This window comes from Anaerosolibacter carboniphilus (genome assembly GCF_014205875.1).
GTDB lineage: Bacteria > Bacillota > Clostridia > Peptostreptococcales > Thermotaleaceae > Anaerosolibacter > Anaerosolibacter carboniphilus.
The window spans coordinates 1-15,085 of record NZ_JACHEN010000024.1; the positions used below are offsets into that span (position 1 = coordinate 1).

The window sequence follows — 15,085 nt, forward strand, 5'->3', positions numbered from 1 at the left end:
TCACTTTATATATTCTACATTAACTTCGTAATCCCTTTTTGACACATAAAAAATATCCACCCTTTCGGGTGGACTTTGTCAACAGTCTCAAGAAGCTAGAGTCCTAGCTTCTTTTTTGTAAGTTCAGTATAATAGGATTATCACATGATAATCCAGGAGGAACAGCATGAATAAAAGAACGAGGTATTTTATCATCTCCATATCTTTATTATTGGTGATTTTGACAGGGTGTAAGGGGGAAGAGGTTCCCAAAGATCAAGGAACGAAACCCACATTGATTGTAGAGGACCTTAATGGAATCAACATAGAAAAGGTCAATCTATACAATATAGATGCTGTTTTTTCACCGGAGGAGGCAACGCTTCAGGCAAAACAGCAGGTAAATTATATCAATCAAGAAGATGCTTCGTTGGAGGAAATTTATTTTCATCTATACCCAAATGCCTTTAGAACTGAGGAAACAGCACCATTTCTTTTCGATGATTTTCAGCGGGCATATCCCAATGGTTTCGAGCCAGGGTACATAGAGTTGGAAAACGTAGTTGTAAATGGTCAGTCTGCTCAATATGAGATCTTGGGTGACCAGAAAACCATCATGAAGATAAAGTTGACCGACCCTCTTGCTGTAGGTGCAAGAACAAAGATCGAGATGTCCTATACGATTAAGCTGCCACCAGCTCAAGAACGCTTTGGATATGGAGAGGAAACCTTTAACTTCGGAAACTGGTATCCCGTGGCAGCTGTATATGATGCGTCAGGTTGGAACCTTGATCCCTATTATCCCATCGGAGATCCCTTTTATAGTGATGTAAGTAACTATGATGTGACCATTCGTACACCCAAGGATATGATCGTGGCAGCATCAGGAAATATACGAAAGGATGAAATCCAGGATAAGGATAGACTTTGGAAGATTGAGGCCAAACTTATGAGAGACTTTGCATGGGTTGCCAGCAAGAACTTTGAAGTGGTGGAGAAGGACGTAGAAGGAACTACTTTGAAAATGTACTATATTAAGAACAAAGAATTGACAGATGAGATCAAGGAATTTACCACTGTGGTAGGGGAAGATGCCCTCAAGGTATTCAACAAAACTTACGGAAAATATCCCTATGGACAGTATTCCATCGTCCAGACCAATTTCCCCAGCGGTATGGAGTATCCAGGGATTGTGTTCATCGGCAAGGATTATTACAATGACAACGCCAGAGAATACCTAGAGATTGTCATTGTCCATGAAACAGCTCATCAATGGTGGTATGGCGTCGTGGGGAATGATGAGATCGACGAAGCATGGCTAGATGAAAGTTTGACGGCCTATGGTGAAGTGATCTATGCCATGGAGATCTTCGGAGAAAAAGAAGGTCAGGAATATGAAAAGGTCTATAACGAGGCCGAATACAATGATGTTGAAGCCACAATTCAAGACAAGAAAATGCTAAAATCCTTGGATCAGTTCGAGGGATGGGATGACTACGGACCATTGATCTATAACCGAGGGTCTATGTTTATGAACGAGATTTATGAGAAGTATGGAAAGGATAAACTTTACAATATTTTTGCCGAGTATTATGACCAATATCGCTTTAAGAATGCTACCACAGAGAATTTTAAGGCAGTCTGTGAAGCGGTGCTGGGAGAGGACGTAGAGCCTCTATTCCAGAAATGGCTACATGCCCAATAGAATAGGGAAGACAGGATAAACGAAATAGCACCCTATAAAGTAGACTGTTAAAGAGTTCTGCTTTATAGGGTGCTTTTATTTCACTAACAACAGAGATAACTGGGGAACAAAGGTAATGACCATCAGGTCAAAAATAAGCAGTGCAATAAATGGAATTGATCCTTTAATCACATCGGATATGGATAGTTTGCTTATGCCTGAAGCAACAAACAGATTCAGCCCAAAAGGCGGCGTCAGCATGCCAATGGCTAGGTTTACAATCATAATTACACCAAAGTGAATTGGATTTACCCCTACATTTGTTACGATTGGTAGGAATAATGGTGTCAAGATAAGTACCGCAGCACTTGAGTCCATAATCATACCGACAAATAGAAGAATTACATTAATCACCAGTAGAATTACAAAGGGTGAACTTTCAAGGGATAAAACCACATCGGCAACTTTAATCGGTACCTGCTGGAAAGTGAGATACCAGCTGAATAGCTTTGAAGTTGCAATTACAAACATGATCATTGCCGAAGTAATAACAGATTTTTTTGCAATAGCTAGGATGTCGCCCGGTTTAATTTCTTTGTAAATAAACAGTGAGATGACTAGACTGTAAATAATAGCAATCGCTGCTGCTTCTGTCGGTGTTGCAAAACCGAGATAGATACCCCCTAGAATGATGACTGGCATCATAATGCTGAAAAAAGCATCTTTAAAGGATATAAGCACTTCCCTGAAGGTAGGAAAAGGTACTTTTTCATGTTTCGAAACACGGGCATAAATATAACTGTAAATCATGAGTGTCAGGCCTATAAATATTCCTGGGATAACTGCTGCAATAAAAAGACGGCTGATAGACTGCTCAGATACGACGCCGTAAGACATCATAGTAATGCTTGGTGGAATAATAATACCAAGAGAGCCTGCAGCACACAGTAGTCCCACTGTGAACTTTTTAGGATAGCTCTTCTCTATAAGATTGGGAATCATAACACCGCCCACACCAGCCACCGTCGCTGGACTGGAACCCGATAATGCCGCAAAAAACATGGAAGAAATAATTGCCGTAATCGGAAGACCGCCTGTGATCCAGCCGAATAATTTATTGGCAAAATCAATCAGACGTTTGGAAGCTCCGCCCTTTAGCATGATATCTCCTGAAAAAACAAAAAAAGGAATGGCCATAAGACTAAAGGAATCTACACCTGAAAACATTCTCTGTACTGCAGTTGTCAACCCGAGGTTATCAGTGGACATGGCGATGATCGTTGAAAGTCCAGTGGTGATGGCGATCGGCACGCCTAGGATCAGCAGTACGATAAAAGATAGAAGTAAAATCATGCTTACGCCCCTTTCTCTTTCTTTCTTTCATTGACTAAAGAAGCCATCTTTTCTTTAAGCTTTACGATATAATGCAGAAGCATCAGAAATACACCTACAGGAACTGATGCATAAGGTATATAAAGAGGAACGTTTATGGCTGTTGCCGTAGACCCTAAAGCAACTGCATCTTTTAGCATTCCTATACCTGCATATACGATAATGATACAAAAAACAATATTTACGATATCAATGAGAATTCCTGCCACCGCCTTGATCTTCTCTGGTAGAACAATGAGTAAAGCATCCATACTTACATGGGCATTTTCCTTGACTGCCATACTGCTTCCCAAAAAGATGAACCATGCGATCATCATCCTAGCCAATTCTTCTGCCCAGGATAGGGAATAGTTAAACTGGTATCTTAATACGAGCTGAGCAAATACAAGGATAGAGGTTAATATCAATAATATAGAAGCGATATGTTCTTCTATATTGTCTATAAATCTCATGACAGCTTTCATAAAACACATCCTATCGTTTTAGAGTTCCAATAGTTGTTTTATGTATTAGGAATAGAGCTTAAGCTCTATTCCTAATACATTGGTAAACCTTCACTATTTTAATTATTTTACATACTTCTTAACAGCTTCTAATAGCTCTGGACCCTTTTCCATCTTGCTGAATTCATCATAAGCAGATTTTGTTGCTTCTTTGAATTCTGCTTTTTCTTTGTCTGTAAATTCATCGATGACCATACCTGCATCTTTAATTTCTTGCAGATACTCTACATCTTTTTCAGCTGTTTTTTCCCATTCCCATTCTGTTGCTTCTTTCGCAGCTTCTTTTACCATCGCTTGAAGATCTTCTGGCATAGAATCGAATTTGTTCTTGTTCATGATAAAGGCATAACCCATAAAACCATGATCACTGATTGTCATATATTTTTGTACTTCGTAAAACTTTTTGCTCGCAATATTGGCATATGGATTTTCTTGTCCATCTACTGCTTTGGTCTGAAGGGCTGAATAAAGCTCACTGAACGGAACTGAAATTCCACCTGCATTGATGGCTCTAAACTGGGATACAAGGATAGGACTTTGGCTTACTCTGATTTTTAGCCCGCTTAAATCTGCTACGTTCTTCACTGGTCGAACAGAGTTCGTAATTTGTTTAAAACCACCAGTCCAGTACCCTAAACCGATAAGACCTTTTTCTTCTAAAGCTGCATTAAACTTTTCTCCAACTTCTCCATTCAATGCATTGAATGCTTCTTCGCTACTAGTAAATAAGTATGGCAAATCGAAAAGCTCAAACTCGCTTACAAAAGACGTCAAAGTGGCCAATAGCGGTGTATTCATATCCAGGGCGCCAGATAAGATTTGTTCATTGATCTCCTGATCTGTTCCCATTTGTGAGTCTGGATAAATGGATACCTTAATTCTTCCATTGCTCTTTTCCTCAATAATTCTTTTGAATTCTTCTGCTGCAGCTCCTTTTGGTGTTGTAGGTCTTACTACATGAGCTAACTTTAATTCATATACTGTATCATCTGCTGCTGTATCTGCGCTTTTATTTGATCCTGAACATGCTGCAAGAGATAAAACCATGGAAAGTGTTAAAAGAACCGTTAATATTTTTCGTAAACCTATTCTTTTCATTATAAATTCGCCTCCATTTTTTAAGTTTATTTTTTAAAGATTTTATTCTCTCTAAAATCAGACCATACATTTTCAAACCATGAATCATATTCTGGAATGGGTCGGACATCCACCCAGGTATTGCTAAATTCGATTCTTTCTTGCTGTTTTTCCATATAGGTCTCACAGACTCTATCTTTATAGTCCTGTTCGATGGAAAACTTAAATGTCATATCTGGCCCTTTGATTTCATGGCTTCCATGATCATCTGCAATCAGATAGGAGCCCCTGCTGTCACCGTTCTGCTCTATATATTCAAGCATGGCGCTGAGGCATGCAATTTGGGTAATAAGCATGTCATATACCCGAAAAACAGCTGGCAATTCTTTTATATCTCTGATATGAATGCGTTCATGGAGATTGTTGTAGGTCTTCTTGAACTTCTTCATCGTCTCCAGTATACTATTTTTGTTTCTTATAAAAGCCCCTGCTTTGGACATCTTCTTTTGCAGCTCTTGCTGGAATGACAAGACGTTAGAAGGTTTTTCCCTGTCTATTTTGATATCTTTTATAAATGCGATACGCTTTTCAACATCGAGTATAACGTTTTCTTTAAATGTAGACATTGGTATCGGTGGATCTGCATACTGACTTTTAATATACTCTGCTGCCCGATAGCTTCCAACTTGCGTAGAATTGAGGGCTGTACCACCTGGGCGGTAAATGCCAAGGGTACCGTTTACCTCTCCTACAGGGAAGAAATGCTTGATATTGCTCTCCCACCATATATTGCCTGCTAATCCGCCGTTTTGATGTTGGGCACAGACATCAATTTCCAACCATTCCTTTTCTAAATCAATATTGTTATCTCTATAAAGATCAATAGCTAAAGGATTCATTTTTTTCAAACGCGCAATAGGGCTAGCCAAAAGGGCATTTGAATTTTTCAGATATCCATAAGCTTCTTCACCTAATTGCTGAAAGTCTAGATTGCCATCAACATCAGCACAGCTTGGATTTCTCAGAAAATCCATGAATACCCGTCTTCCTTTGATTTGGGTTTCGATATAGATCAGGAGATCTACGATGGAAGATCCATTGTTTCTCAGTTTCTTGGCGTCGAAGGGCCATTGATATCCTTTTAGGAAAACTGCATTGAGCAGTTCCGTAGGATTTTCAAAATAATCTTCTAAAAACTCTCTTTCATCACCCATATCCTCATCGGTGGAAATATATCTCGGGATGACCTGCTGGTATGTTCCCGATAGATTCCATCTGAATTTGGTGGAGGCAATGCCATACTGCCATTCGGTCAGGTTATTCGCTCTAGCCCCTGCTTCAAGGGCAATTCCTGTGGCACCAGACTGGCTCTTGGGGTAGACAGAGCGGTAATAGATGCTTGCCGGACCCCCAGTGCCGTAAATAATGTTTCGGCAGTTAAACAAGGTGAGACCGTAATTCTGCTCATTGATCTGCTTTGTATCTAAAGCTAAAATACCTATGGCTTCATCCTTGTTTTTTTCTTTTAGAATTCCAATTACCATGAAGGAGTCAAAGATATCTGTCCCATTGTTTTTGACCTGCGCTTCTAATTTTTCTGTCATTAGCTTGGATGTCAATGGGCCAACAGAGCTTGCTCTGCTGTTTTCATCATGGTCTGTCTTGTATCCAACATACTGGCCAAAGGTATCGTGGGGAAAAGGGACACCAATTTCTACAAGATTGTAAAAGCTCTTGAGGGAAAGGGCTGCTTCCACCAGGGCAATATCCCCATGCATGGCTCCCCCGTGAAAGAGGGTCTGAGCCATCTTCAACGGACTGTCAGCATCTTTGATGGATGTAGACTGTTTGTAATAAGTCTGCTTATCAGAGCCCGTATTTCTGGATGTACCTCGATTCATGCCGTCTGTAATCAATGCGATATCCTTTTGCCCCAGCTTATATAAAGAATCTGCTGCATTTAAGCTCGCTGCCCCTGAGCCTACGATAATGGTATTGTACGCATAGATATTTATCGGAATATCATGGATCATAAATTGTTCTTTATATGGTTTCACTATAACCTCCTTAAATGATAGCCGCCATCGACATTAATCACATCTCCAGTTGAATAAGTCATCTTAGGAGAGCACAGAAGGCTCACTACGCCGGCTATATCTTCCGGTGTTCCCCATCTCTTGATAGGAAGCAGCCCGCCTTCAATTGCTTGGTCATACTTTTCGCTTACTTTTGCTGTCATATCCGTTTTAATGATGCCTGGTCTGATTTCATAAACGAAAATACCGTAGCCAGACAGCTTGTCTGCAAAAAGGGTGGTTATCATACTGATACCAGCCTTTGAAATACAATATTCTCCTCTGTTTACAGAAGACGTATAGGCAGACATTGAGGATATGTTGATGATTTTAGGCGGAAAATACTGATTATCTTGCTGAATCATTACATTTGCAACTTTTTGAGTCATAAAAAAGGTGCCTTTTAGATTTGTATCTATTAAAAAATCAAAGCTTTCAGAAGTTGTTTCCAAAAGATCCTTACGCTCCTTAGGTGCAACCCCTGCATTGTTTACTAAAATATCAATACGTCCAAAGGTAGCGATCACTGCATCTACAGATTGCTCAATCTGGTCTATCGAACTGATGTCTGAAGGAATGAATTTTATTCTTCCATCGGAGTTTTCGATCAACTTTTCTACATTTTCATTTAAGCTTCTGCCAAGACACGCGACTAAAAAACCTTGCTCAAAAAGCTCTTTTACGATACCAAATCCAATCCCTCTGGTTCCGCCCGTTACAACTGCTACTTTGCCCATTTATTTCACCTCCGAAGCTTTCATTTCTTTATAGATCGGCAGATAAACCTCCGCATCCCGTATGACACAGCCGCAGGTTCCAATTTTTGATTTCATTTCACTGCATTTGCTGCAGGAGATACAGACACCTGTGCGCTTCATTTCCTGATTTTCTAGGATATCTCTGGCGAAATCTGGATAGGCAATAGATTCCCTACCGAATCCTACCACCTTGCAGAGGCCATGTTTTAGGCTGCCTGCCCCCACATAAGGAGCTAGATGTCTAAACCAGCTGTACCCCAGGCCTACAAAGGTGATTTCAGGAAAGCTTTTTTGCATATTTCCAACCTCGCTGATCAGTCTATTACAACTGTGGAGAGCGTTTTCCGGTGGAATATAATTTCCTAAATCAAAAGGCTTGTTGATATGGGGGAAAGCATAGGGATTACCCATGGTAAGGCTGATTAATTGAACACCTTTGTCTGTTAAACTCTTAATGAGTTTCTTTGGTTCGGTTAAATCTACTTCAAAGCCTTTTCCTTCTGACACACCCCAGCCCTGGGGATATGGAAGTCCATCATAAATGTTGAGTCTGGATGAGATCACCAAACCTTCACATGCTGCATCTTCTTTGATCGCTTCAACAATACTCATCATGAGACGTGTACGATTTTCAAAACTGCCCCCATATTTTCCTTCTCTTTCATAGGCAGAAAGCAGTTCTGACAGCAGGTAACCGTGACATGCTTTAATGTCTACGCCATCAAATCCAGCTTTTTTGCTGAGTCTTGCGGCTTGTACATACTTTTCTTTCAGACTATCCAGATATTCGTCTGTTACGACTGGATAACTTTCGTCAATCCCCAATCTTTCATCTAAGTTTTTCTTATGGGTAGCAATAATGGGACTTGGTTTGCCTTTTACTTTACAGTAACGTCCTGCATGATTGATCTGGATAATTGTCATCGGATGATAGTCTTGTCCGAATTCTTCCTTTGCAGATTTTTTGATGATATCATTTAATGCTTTGAAATCTCTCCAATTATCCTCGGTAATCCAAAGCTGTTTATCATTGGATCGACCATCCTTACATATGCTGACTGCTTCCACCCAAATGAGTCCAGCTCCGCCCTTTGCTATTTTCTTGTACTTTCTAAACGTCATGTCTGTAGGGCTGCCTTTTTCGTCGGCGTCTCCGCCTTCCATGGGATGGGTGGCAATGGCATTTGGTATCACATGAGTGCCTATTTTAACTTCTTGTCTATAAAGAGATAGATCTTCAGAGAGTTTAATATCAAACTGCATCTCTTGGATATCTTTTTCCAGTTCTATCAAGTTTTTATAATTGAATTTTCTGTCATTTGAATGTATGGAATTTGACAACACGCAGCCTCCTTGTTTGGTTTTGATAGTGCACTATCTATTTTTGAAATTTTATGACATAATAAGTATAATATAGTTAAATAAATACCGATATTGACAAGTTGCCAAAAAATTGATAAAAGTTGCGATTGTAGAAAAGGGGCGTTATGAATTATAAAAATATTGATATGAATTATAAGACCATGACTTTTCAAAGTGAAAAGTTAAAAGAACATTTTCATATAGGCTATGAAATCATTCTTGTTACGCAGGGTGAGTCGGTTTTTAAAATAAATGATGAGTTATGCCATTTTGAAAAGTACAGTATTGTTTTTATCAATAATCTAGAGAAACACGAAATGCAGACCCTTAAACTTCCTTATTCTAGGTATATGGCTATCATCGATGCAGATTTTTTTGATAACATCATTAAAGATCCCGTACTTTTATCCATCTTTAAAATAAGGCCAAAGGGCTTTAAAAATGGTTTTAAACTAAAAAAAGAACATGTGGATAGTATAGAGGAAATCTTCTATCAGCTAAGTCTTATCCACAGCAAGAAACAGGAATTTTGGCAAATAGAGTTTAATGCCCTTCTATCTAAACTTATCGTGCTGATCTATCGCAATTATAAAGAGCATTTTCCAATTCAAAATATCGATAAAGCAGAAAAAAGAATTCTCGATATCCAGAGTTTTATCGATGAGAACTTTAAGAAAGAACTCTCCCTTGAATCTTTGTCTGCTCAATTTTATCTAAATAGATATTATCTGGCACATCTGTTCAAAGAAGTAACTGGCTTTACAATTAAGCAGTATATCTTGCTGAAAAAAATTGCTTTTGCCAAGAATGAACTTTACTTTACAGATAAAAGCATTACAGAAATTGCTCTGGATTCAGGATTTAATAGCCAGAGTAATTTCATACGAATTTTTCAAAAAAAAGAAGGAATCACCCCTTTGCAGTTTAGAATGCATTATCGTAAAAATGAATAAGTGCTGTAAGATAATAACAAGATGATTCCGATGAATTTCGGGATCATTTCTTTTTGTCTTGATAAAGAGGACAGGAAAAATATGCTTGTGGCTTTTATGCATCAAATCATTGTAAGCTAAAAAGAGATAGTCTAATCAAAAAGCTTAAAACATATCCATAGAAATAGAGAAATGTTCTTAAAAACATGAGTATCTGATCCCTAGGAAACATCGTTAAAGGCGCATATAGAAAAATATTCCCTGTAGCGGCGATTCACGAATCGCCCTTAAGTCAAATAGACCTTTTAAACCTTTGAATCAAGTAGGGTAGATGCAGATCTGTATGTCTGCCTGCTCTATAGATAAAAAATGAGTCGATAAGCCTGTTCACAAATTTGTGGATAAGGGTATGATTGATATTATATGGGAGGAGAGATGTATATGAAGGGATTGAAAAGAATAGGATGCCTGACATTGATCTTCTCGATCCTCAGCGCATCGGTGGGATATGGCGTGGAGCCAGGGGAAATTCAATCAAAGGCTGCCATTTTGATAGAGGTGGAAACGGGTCAGGTTTTATATAGTAAAAATAGTGATGATCAACTGCCATTGGCTAGTATTACGAAGCTGATGACCTATTTATTGGCTATGGAGGCTGTAGACAGCGGGCAGGTTTCCTTGGAAGATAAAGTGAAAATTAGTCCAAGGGCAGCTAATGAAAGAGGCAGCAGCTATTCCCTCAAGGCGGGAGAAGAAATCCCTCTGAGAGAATTGATAGAAGTGATGTTGATCATATCTGCCAACGATGCTGCCTTTGCCATTGCAGAGCATGTGGGCGGTACAGCAGAAGACTTTGTAGCGAAGATGAATGAGAGGGCTATGGAGCTGGGGATGACAGCTACCCATTTTCTAAATCCCAACGGGATGCCCATGGCCGAAGGTACCAATGTATCTTCTGCCCAAGATATTATGATTTTATCTCGCCATCTAATAGAAGACTACGGAGATAGGATACTACTGGTGACGGATAAAGGCTTCTATGAAAATCAAGAAAGAAAGTTCTTCAAGGAAAATACCAACAAGCTCCTAAAGCAGATCCCAGAGATCGATGGCCTCAAAACAGGTTATACCCAAGAGGCGGGATATTGCCTTTCTTCCACCATGGTATCAAAGGCTAAAGGGGAAGATGAGGAGGATTTCCGTTTGATCGTAGTAACCTTTGGTGCTGCAACAGAAGCTGAAAGAAATACAGATGTGCAGAAGTTATTGACTTATGGTCATGAAAACTATGGAAAACAAAGAGTTATAAAAGCAGGAGAACGAATTGCAGAGGCCTACCAATGGGGGATGAAAGAGCTGCCCATTCAGCTTTTGGCCAAGGAAAATATGGTGGTTTTTGGCCCTGGAGAAGGCTTGATAAAAAATACGGAAGTTCGTATGATGCCCAACTATTCCTTCTTCATTCGAGATGGGAAAAAGCTAGGGGAATTACACATTACCCTGTATGATGATCGCATAGTTGCGGTAGACTTGGTTGCGGAGGAAGACATGATCACCCTGCCTATTGGAATGATTATCGGAAAAGGATGGCATAACATGATTACCTATATTTCTCAGTTTTTTGGCTGGGGTGTGTCGGAAGGATAGATAATTGACAGATTTCTTTTTGTTGGTACAATAGATATAAAGAAATACGCATAGGAAAAGGAGGCAGCGCAGATGGAAATAAAATTGGATCAAAAAGTAAAGCAGCACTTGGAGAAAAAAGGAGAAAAGGTTTTGACTGTGGAACTTGAGGCCAGCCAATCCTGCTGTGTCCATGCCTCTATACCCCATGTATTGATAGGAGTTCCCCAGGAGACCTATCGGTTTGACCGCTTTGAAGTGGATGGATTGGAAGTTTTCGTATACAAAGGAGCTGTGGTCAAGCATGCCCTAAAGCTTACCCTGGCTAATTATTTATTGTTTAAAGAGATTGAGGTAAGTGGCATACAGATTATATAGGAAAAGAAAGACGCTGAAAATATAAATATAGAGCTTCTATGTATAAATAGCGCCATATAATTCAATAATACTGCTGTATATTGAGGTTTTTCAGATTTGCGAGATTGTGCAGACTGTGGTAATATATTTACTGCACATGTTTTCTTGCATCTGTAGCTCAGTAGGATAGAGCGGCGGTTTCCTAAACCGTGTGTCGGAGGTTCGACTCCTCTCAGGTGCACCATATAGAAATGAGAAATCCCAATACTTTGACGGTGTTGGGATTTTTACTGTTGAGTTTTTTCGTCCTCTATTTGCGCTATTATTTAGGGAGAATGTTATTATAGAGCCTGTTGAAACAGTATTGTTCGGGGGAGAGAAATGTACTTTTGCTATTAGATTAAACAGTTGAAAGGTGTAAAATAATGTGACCCATGAAGAAATACATGCGACAGGGGACGGGCGAGCTGGCGATGGAGTTATTTCCCTATGCAATGTTTTAGGAAGTGCTGATGGGTGCAGCTAAAAAATGGAATCTTTAGGATACAAGGAGCCTAAGAGGCTAGAAAAAATGTATAAATATCAATACAATGTCCTAATAATGAGCAAATTTTTGTCTCTAAATTAGGACATTTTTAATTGGAGAGAAGGTGACCAAGTCATGGGAAAGCTTTAAAATAAATTTGAGACTGGCATAAAACTTGCTAAATTTATTTTGAAAATTATAAATATTTAAACAAAATAAATTTTGAGGGGGAAATCTACGTGCTGAAAAGAAGTTTAGCGATTCTTTTATCTTTGTTGATGCTTTTGGGGCTGATGGCGTGCCAGCAAAATCAGCCATCGAGTTCAGAAGCGGAAAATCCAGCGGGGGATGCAGCAGGAAAGTTCAAGATTGGTATCATGACAGGAACCGTATCTCAAAATGAAGAAGAATTCAGAGCTGCCGAGAAGATGAAGAAAAAATACGGGGACATGATCATACAGCAGACCTATCCTGATAATTTTATGAAAGAGCAGGAAACAACCATTGCCAATGTCCTGTCCATGGCTTCGGATCCAGAATGTAAGGCGATTATTATTTGTCCTGCCATCCCAGGCACATCTGCGGCCATTGATAAAACAAGGGAAATTCGGCCAGATATTCTATTTGTTGTGGGTGTTCCTGGCGAAGACCCAGATATGATTGCTTCAAAAGCGGATGTAGTTCTTCAGTCTGATGAATTGGGGATGGGAACTTTTATCATCGATCAGGCGGAAAAGATGGGTGCAAAGACCTTTGTTCATTACTCATTCCCAAGACATATGTCCTATCAGTTGCTTGCCATGAGAAGGGATATCTTTAAGGAAGAATGTGAAAAGAGGGGGATGGCCTTTGTAGATGCTACGGCACCAGACCCCACAGGAGATGCCGGAGTTCCAGGGGCACAGCAGTTCATTCTTGAAGATGTGCCAAGAAAAGTGGCGGAGCTTGGAAAGGATACAGCCTTCTTCAATACCAATTGCTCCATGCAAGAACCCTTGATCAAGGCGACCTTAGAGCAGGGAGCCATCTTCCCTCAGCAATGCTGTCCAAGTCCCTATCATGGTTATCCCGGAGCCCTAGGTATTGAGATACCAGAAAATAAGGCCGGAGACGTGGCCTACATCATTGAACAGATCAAGATGAAAGTTGCTGAGAAAAATGCTTCAGGAAGATTTTCCACTTGGCCGGTACCTATCAACATGATGTTTGTTGAAGGCGGCGTTGAATATGCCAAAGGATATGTGGAAGGAGCCTTTACAAATAAGGTAGATCCAGAACAGTTAAAAGAAATCTTTTCGAAGATTGCAGGGGCAGAGATGACCATGTCTACCTATACCGATGAGAATACTGGCAATACCCATGAAAATTTCTTTATGATCCTATCGGACTATATTACATTCTAATCCCATATTTTTGAAGGATTGATAAAGAAGGAGAGCAAAACTTGAAAAGCAAAAGATTGTCGCGGATGAGGCAATCTTTTGTCATGCTAAGAGGAGGAATCAAAATGTTAAATGAAAAATATATTGTCAAGCTGGCAGGCATCATGGAGATGGAAAAAATGGACGCTGTATATATCGCACCTTCTGAAGAATTGGAGTTTTTAATGGGTTTTTCTCCCCATATGGATGAACGCTTCCAAGGACTGTTTGTGACAAAGGAAAAGAATCTTTTTTATATAGTACCCAAGCTCAACGAAGAGGAGATTCAGGACATCCTTAAAAATCATGGAAAGATCTATGCTTGGAGGGATGGAGAAGGGTTTCTAAGGGCTGTTCAAAAGGCTTTTGAAGACCATGATCTTATCCATAAGACCATAGGGGTAAATGGGGCTGCCCGGGCCATCAGTATGCTGGATATCCATGAGCGGATGTCTGTCATCTTTAAAAATGGAAAAGGAATATTGGAGGAGTTAAGGATCATCAAAACAGAGGAAGAAGGAGACCGACTCAGAGAAGCGGCAAAGCTGGCAGATAAGGTTTTTGAAGAGTTGGTCCATTTCATAAGACCAGGGATGCAGGAAAAAGATATAAAGGTAAGAATCGAAGAATTATTTATGAAGATGGGTGCCGATGGCCTTTCCTTTGAACCCATCGTGGCTTCTGGCCCCAACAGCTCTAAGCCTCACTATAACAGAGATACAAGATATATCGAGGAGAAGGATATTATCATCCTTGATTTTGGGTGCAAATACAGGGGGTTTTGTTCAGATCTTTCAAGGACTGTTTTTATAGGAGGCATATCAGAGGAGGAGAAAAAGATCTATGATATTATCTATCAATCCAATGAGGCTGGAGAAAAGGCTGCAAAGCGAGGGGTGCCGGCGGAGAAGGTGGATCAAGCAGCACGGGAAATCATTGAAAAGGCTGGGTACGGAGAAAATTTTTTGAACCGCCTGGGTCATGGTATCGGATATGGTGTCCATGAGGCGCCGGACATAAAGGAAGGAAACGGGAGAAGCCTTGAAAAAGGGATGGCTTTTAGCATAGAGCCAGGCATTTATTTGCCCGGGAAATTCGGCATAAGAATTGAGGATATTGTCTATATGGGAGAAAATGGTGCAGAAGTGCTCAACAAAGCTTCCAAGGAGATCATTGTCATCAAATAAGTCCTTGCGTTCCCTCTACATAGAAAATGCAAAATCCTCCATGATGAAAATAGAATGAAGAGCTTATTTTAAGATTCAAAATTAAACGACAATAAAGGATATATTTCTTTTAGTATTATTAAGTGATATATACTGATAAATGTTTCTTGGATAAAAAATTTCCTAAACCGTGTGTCGGAGGATCGAATCCTCTCAGGTGCGCCATA

Annotated in this window: 12 protein-coding genes and 1 tRNA gene; 7 read left to right on the forward strand and 6 right to left on the reverse strand. The window is 39.8% G+C overall.

Annotated features, from left to right (window positions below; genetic code table 11):
* Window positions 1-166: 166 nt before the first annotated feature.
* On the forward strand, window positions 167-1,684 hold the full coding sequence (locus HNQ80_RS17360; RefSeq protein WP_184311943.1) for a M1 family metallopeptidase: 1,518 nt from the start codon (window positions 167-169) through the stop codon (window positions 1,682-1,684).
* A gap of 75 nt (window positions 1,685-1,759) precedes the next feature.
* Here HNQ80_RS17360 and HNQ80_RS17365 read toward each other — a convergent pair whose 3' ends face one another.
* The 6 genes from HNQ80_RS17365 to HNQ80_RS17390 form a co-directional block, all read right to left on the reverse strand.
* Window positions 1,760-3,016: a TRAP transporter large permease gene (locus tag HNQ80_RS17365; RefSeq protein ID WP_184311944.1), complete on the reverse strand. Its 1,257-nt coding sequence runs from the start codon at window positions 3,014-3,016 to the stop codon at window positions 1,760-1,762.
* 2 nt (window positions 3,017-3,018) lie between these two features.
* A complete protein-coding gene (locus tag HNQ80_RS17370; protein ID WP_184311945.1) occupies window positions 3,019-3,519 on the reverse strand; it encodes a TRAP transporter small permease in 501 nt (166 codons plus the stop codon).
* A gap of 102 nt (window positions 3,520-3,621) precedes the next feature.
* Window positions 3,622-4,656 carry a TRAP transporter substrate-binding protein gene (locus tag HNQ80_RS17375; protein ID WP_184311946.1) on the reverse strand — a complete coding sequence of 345 codons (1,035 nt, stop codon included), beginning with the start codon at window positions 4,654-4,656 and terminating at the stop codon, window positions 3,622-3,624.
* Between the two features lie 26 nt (window positions 4,657-4,682).
* Entirely contained in the window at window positions 4,683-6,692 is a 2,010-nt protein-coding gene (locus HNQ80_RS17380) for an FAD-binding protein (protein ID WP_330602930.1), read from the reverse strand.
* Window positions 6,692-7,447, reverse strand: a complete 756-nt coding sequence (locus HNQ80_RS17385; RefSeq protein ID WP_184311947.1) for a 3-ketoacyl-ACP reductase — start codon at window positions 7,445-7,447, stop codon at window positions 6,692-6,694. Before HNQ80_RS17385 ends, HNQ80_RS17380 begins: the two co-directional genes overlap by 1 nt.
* Window positions 7,448-8,809 carry an oxidoreductase gene (locus HNQ80_RS17390; protein ID WP_184311948.1) on the reverse strand — a complete coding sequence of 454 codons (1,362 nt, stop codon included), beginning with the start codon at window positions 8,807-8,809 and terminating at the stop codon, window positions 7,448-7,450.
* Between the two features lie 146 nt (window positions 8,810-8,955).
* Between HNQ80_RS17390 and HNQ80_RS17395 the strand changes: the two genes are divergently transcribed.
* From HNQ80_RS17395 to HNQ80_RS17420, 6 genes are all read left to right on the forward strand, one after another.
* On the forward strand, window positions 8,956-9,783 hold the full coding sequence (locus HNQ80_RS17395) for an AraC family transcriptional regulator (protein WP_184311949.1): 828 nt from the start codon (window positions 8,956-8,958) through the stop codon (window positions 9,781-9,783).
* Between the two features lie 420 nt (window positions 9,784-10,203).
* On the forward strand, window positions 10,204-11,409 hold the full coding sequence (locus HNQ80_RS17400; protein ID WP_184311950.1) for a D-alanyl-D-alanine carboxypeptidase family protein: 1,206 nt from the start codon (window positions 10,204-10,206) through the stop codon (window positions 11,407-11,409).
* A gap of 72 nt (window positions 11,410-11,481) precedes the next feature.
* On the forward strand, window positions 11,482-11,766 hold the full coding sequence (locus tag HNQ80_RS17405; protein WP_184311951.1) for a CC/Se motif family (seleno)protein: 285 nt from the start codon (window positions 11,482-11,484) through the stop codon (window positions 11,764-11,766).
* Window positions 11,767-11,912: 146 nt separating this feature from the next.
* Window positions 11,913-11,989 (forward strand) — tRNA-Arg (locus HNQ80_RS17410).
* Between the two features lie 521 nt (window positions 11,990-12,510).
* A complete protein-coding gene (locus HNQ80_RS17415) occupies window positions 12,511-13,674 on the forward strand; it encodes a DUF3798 domain-containing protein (RefSeq protein WP_184311952.1) in 1,164 nt (387 codons plus the stop codon).
* Between the two features lie 104 nt (window positions 13,675-13,778).
* Window positions 13,779-14,879, forward strand: coding sequence for a M24 family metallopeptidase (locus HNQ80_RS17420; RefSeq protein ID WP_184311953.1), 1,101 nt, complete (start codon window positions 13,779-13,781; stop codon window positions 14,877-14,879).
* Window positions 14,880-15,085 lie beyond the last annotated feature (206 nt).

Excerpts from the sequence above, each read along its gene's own strand:
- HNQ80_RS17375 (WP_184311946.1), bottom strand. The coding sequence starts at position 4,656 with ATGAAAAGAATAGGTTTACGAAAAATATTAACGGTTCTTTTAACACTT.
- HNQ80_RS17405 (WP_184311951.1), top strand. The coding sequence starts at position 11,482 with ATGGAAATAAAATTGGATCAAAAAGTAAAGCAGCACTTGGAGAAAAAA.
- HNQ80_RS17365 (WP_184311944.1), bottom strand. The coding sequence starts at position 3,016 with ATGATTTTACTTCTATCTTTTATCGTACTGCTGATCCTAGGCGTGCCG.
- HNQ80_RS17395 (WP_184311949.1), top strand. The coding sequence starts at position 8,956 with ATGAATTATAAAAATATTGATATGAATTATAAGACCATGACTTTTCAA.
- HNQ80_RS17400 (WP_184311950.1), top strand. The coding sequence starts at position 10,204 with ATGAAGGGATTGAAAAGAATAGGATGCCTGACATTGATCTTCTCGATC.
- HNQ80_RS17360 (WP_184311943.1), top strand. The coding sequence starts at position 167 with ATGAATAAAAGAACGAGGTATTTTATCATCTCCATATCTTTATTATTG.
- HNQ80_RS17385 (WP_184311947.1), bottom strand. The coding sequence starts at position 7,447 with ATGGGCAAAGTAGCAGTTGTAACGGGCGGAACCAGAGGGATTGGATTT.
- HNQ80_RS17370 (WP_184311945.1), bottom strand. The coding sequence starts at position 3,519 with ATGAAAGCTGTCATGAGATTTATAGACAATATAGAAGAACATATCGCT.
- HNQ80_RS17420 (WP_184311953.1), top strand. The coding sequence starts at position 13,779 with ATGTTAAATGAAAAATATATTGTCAAGCTGGCAGGCATCATGGAGATG.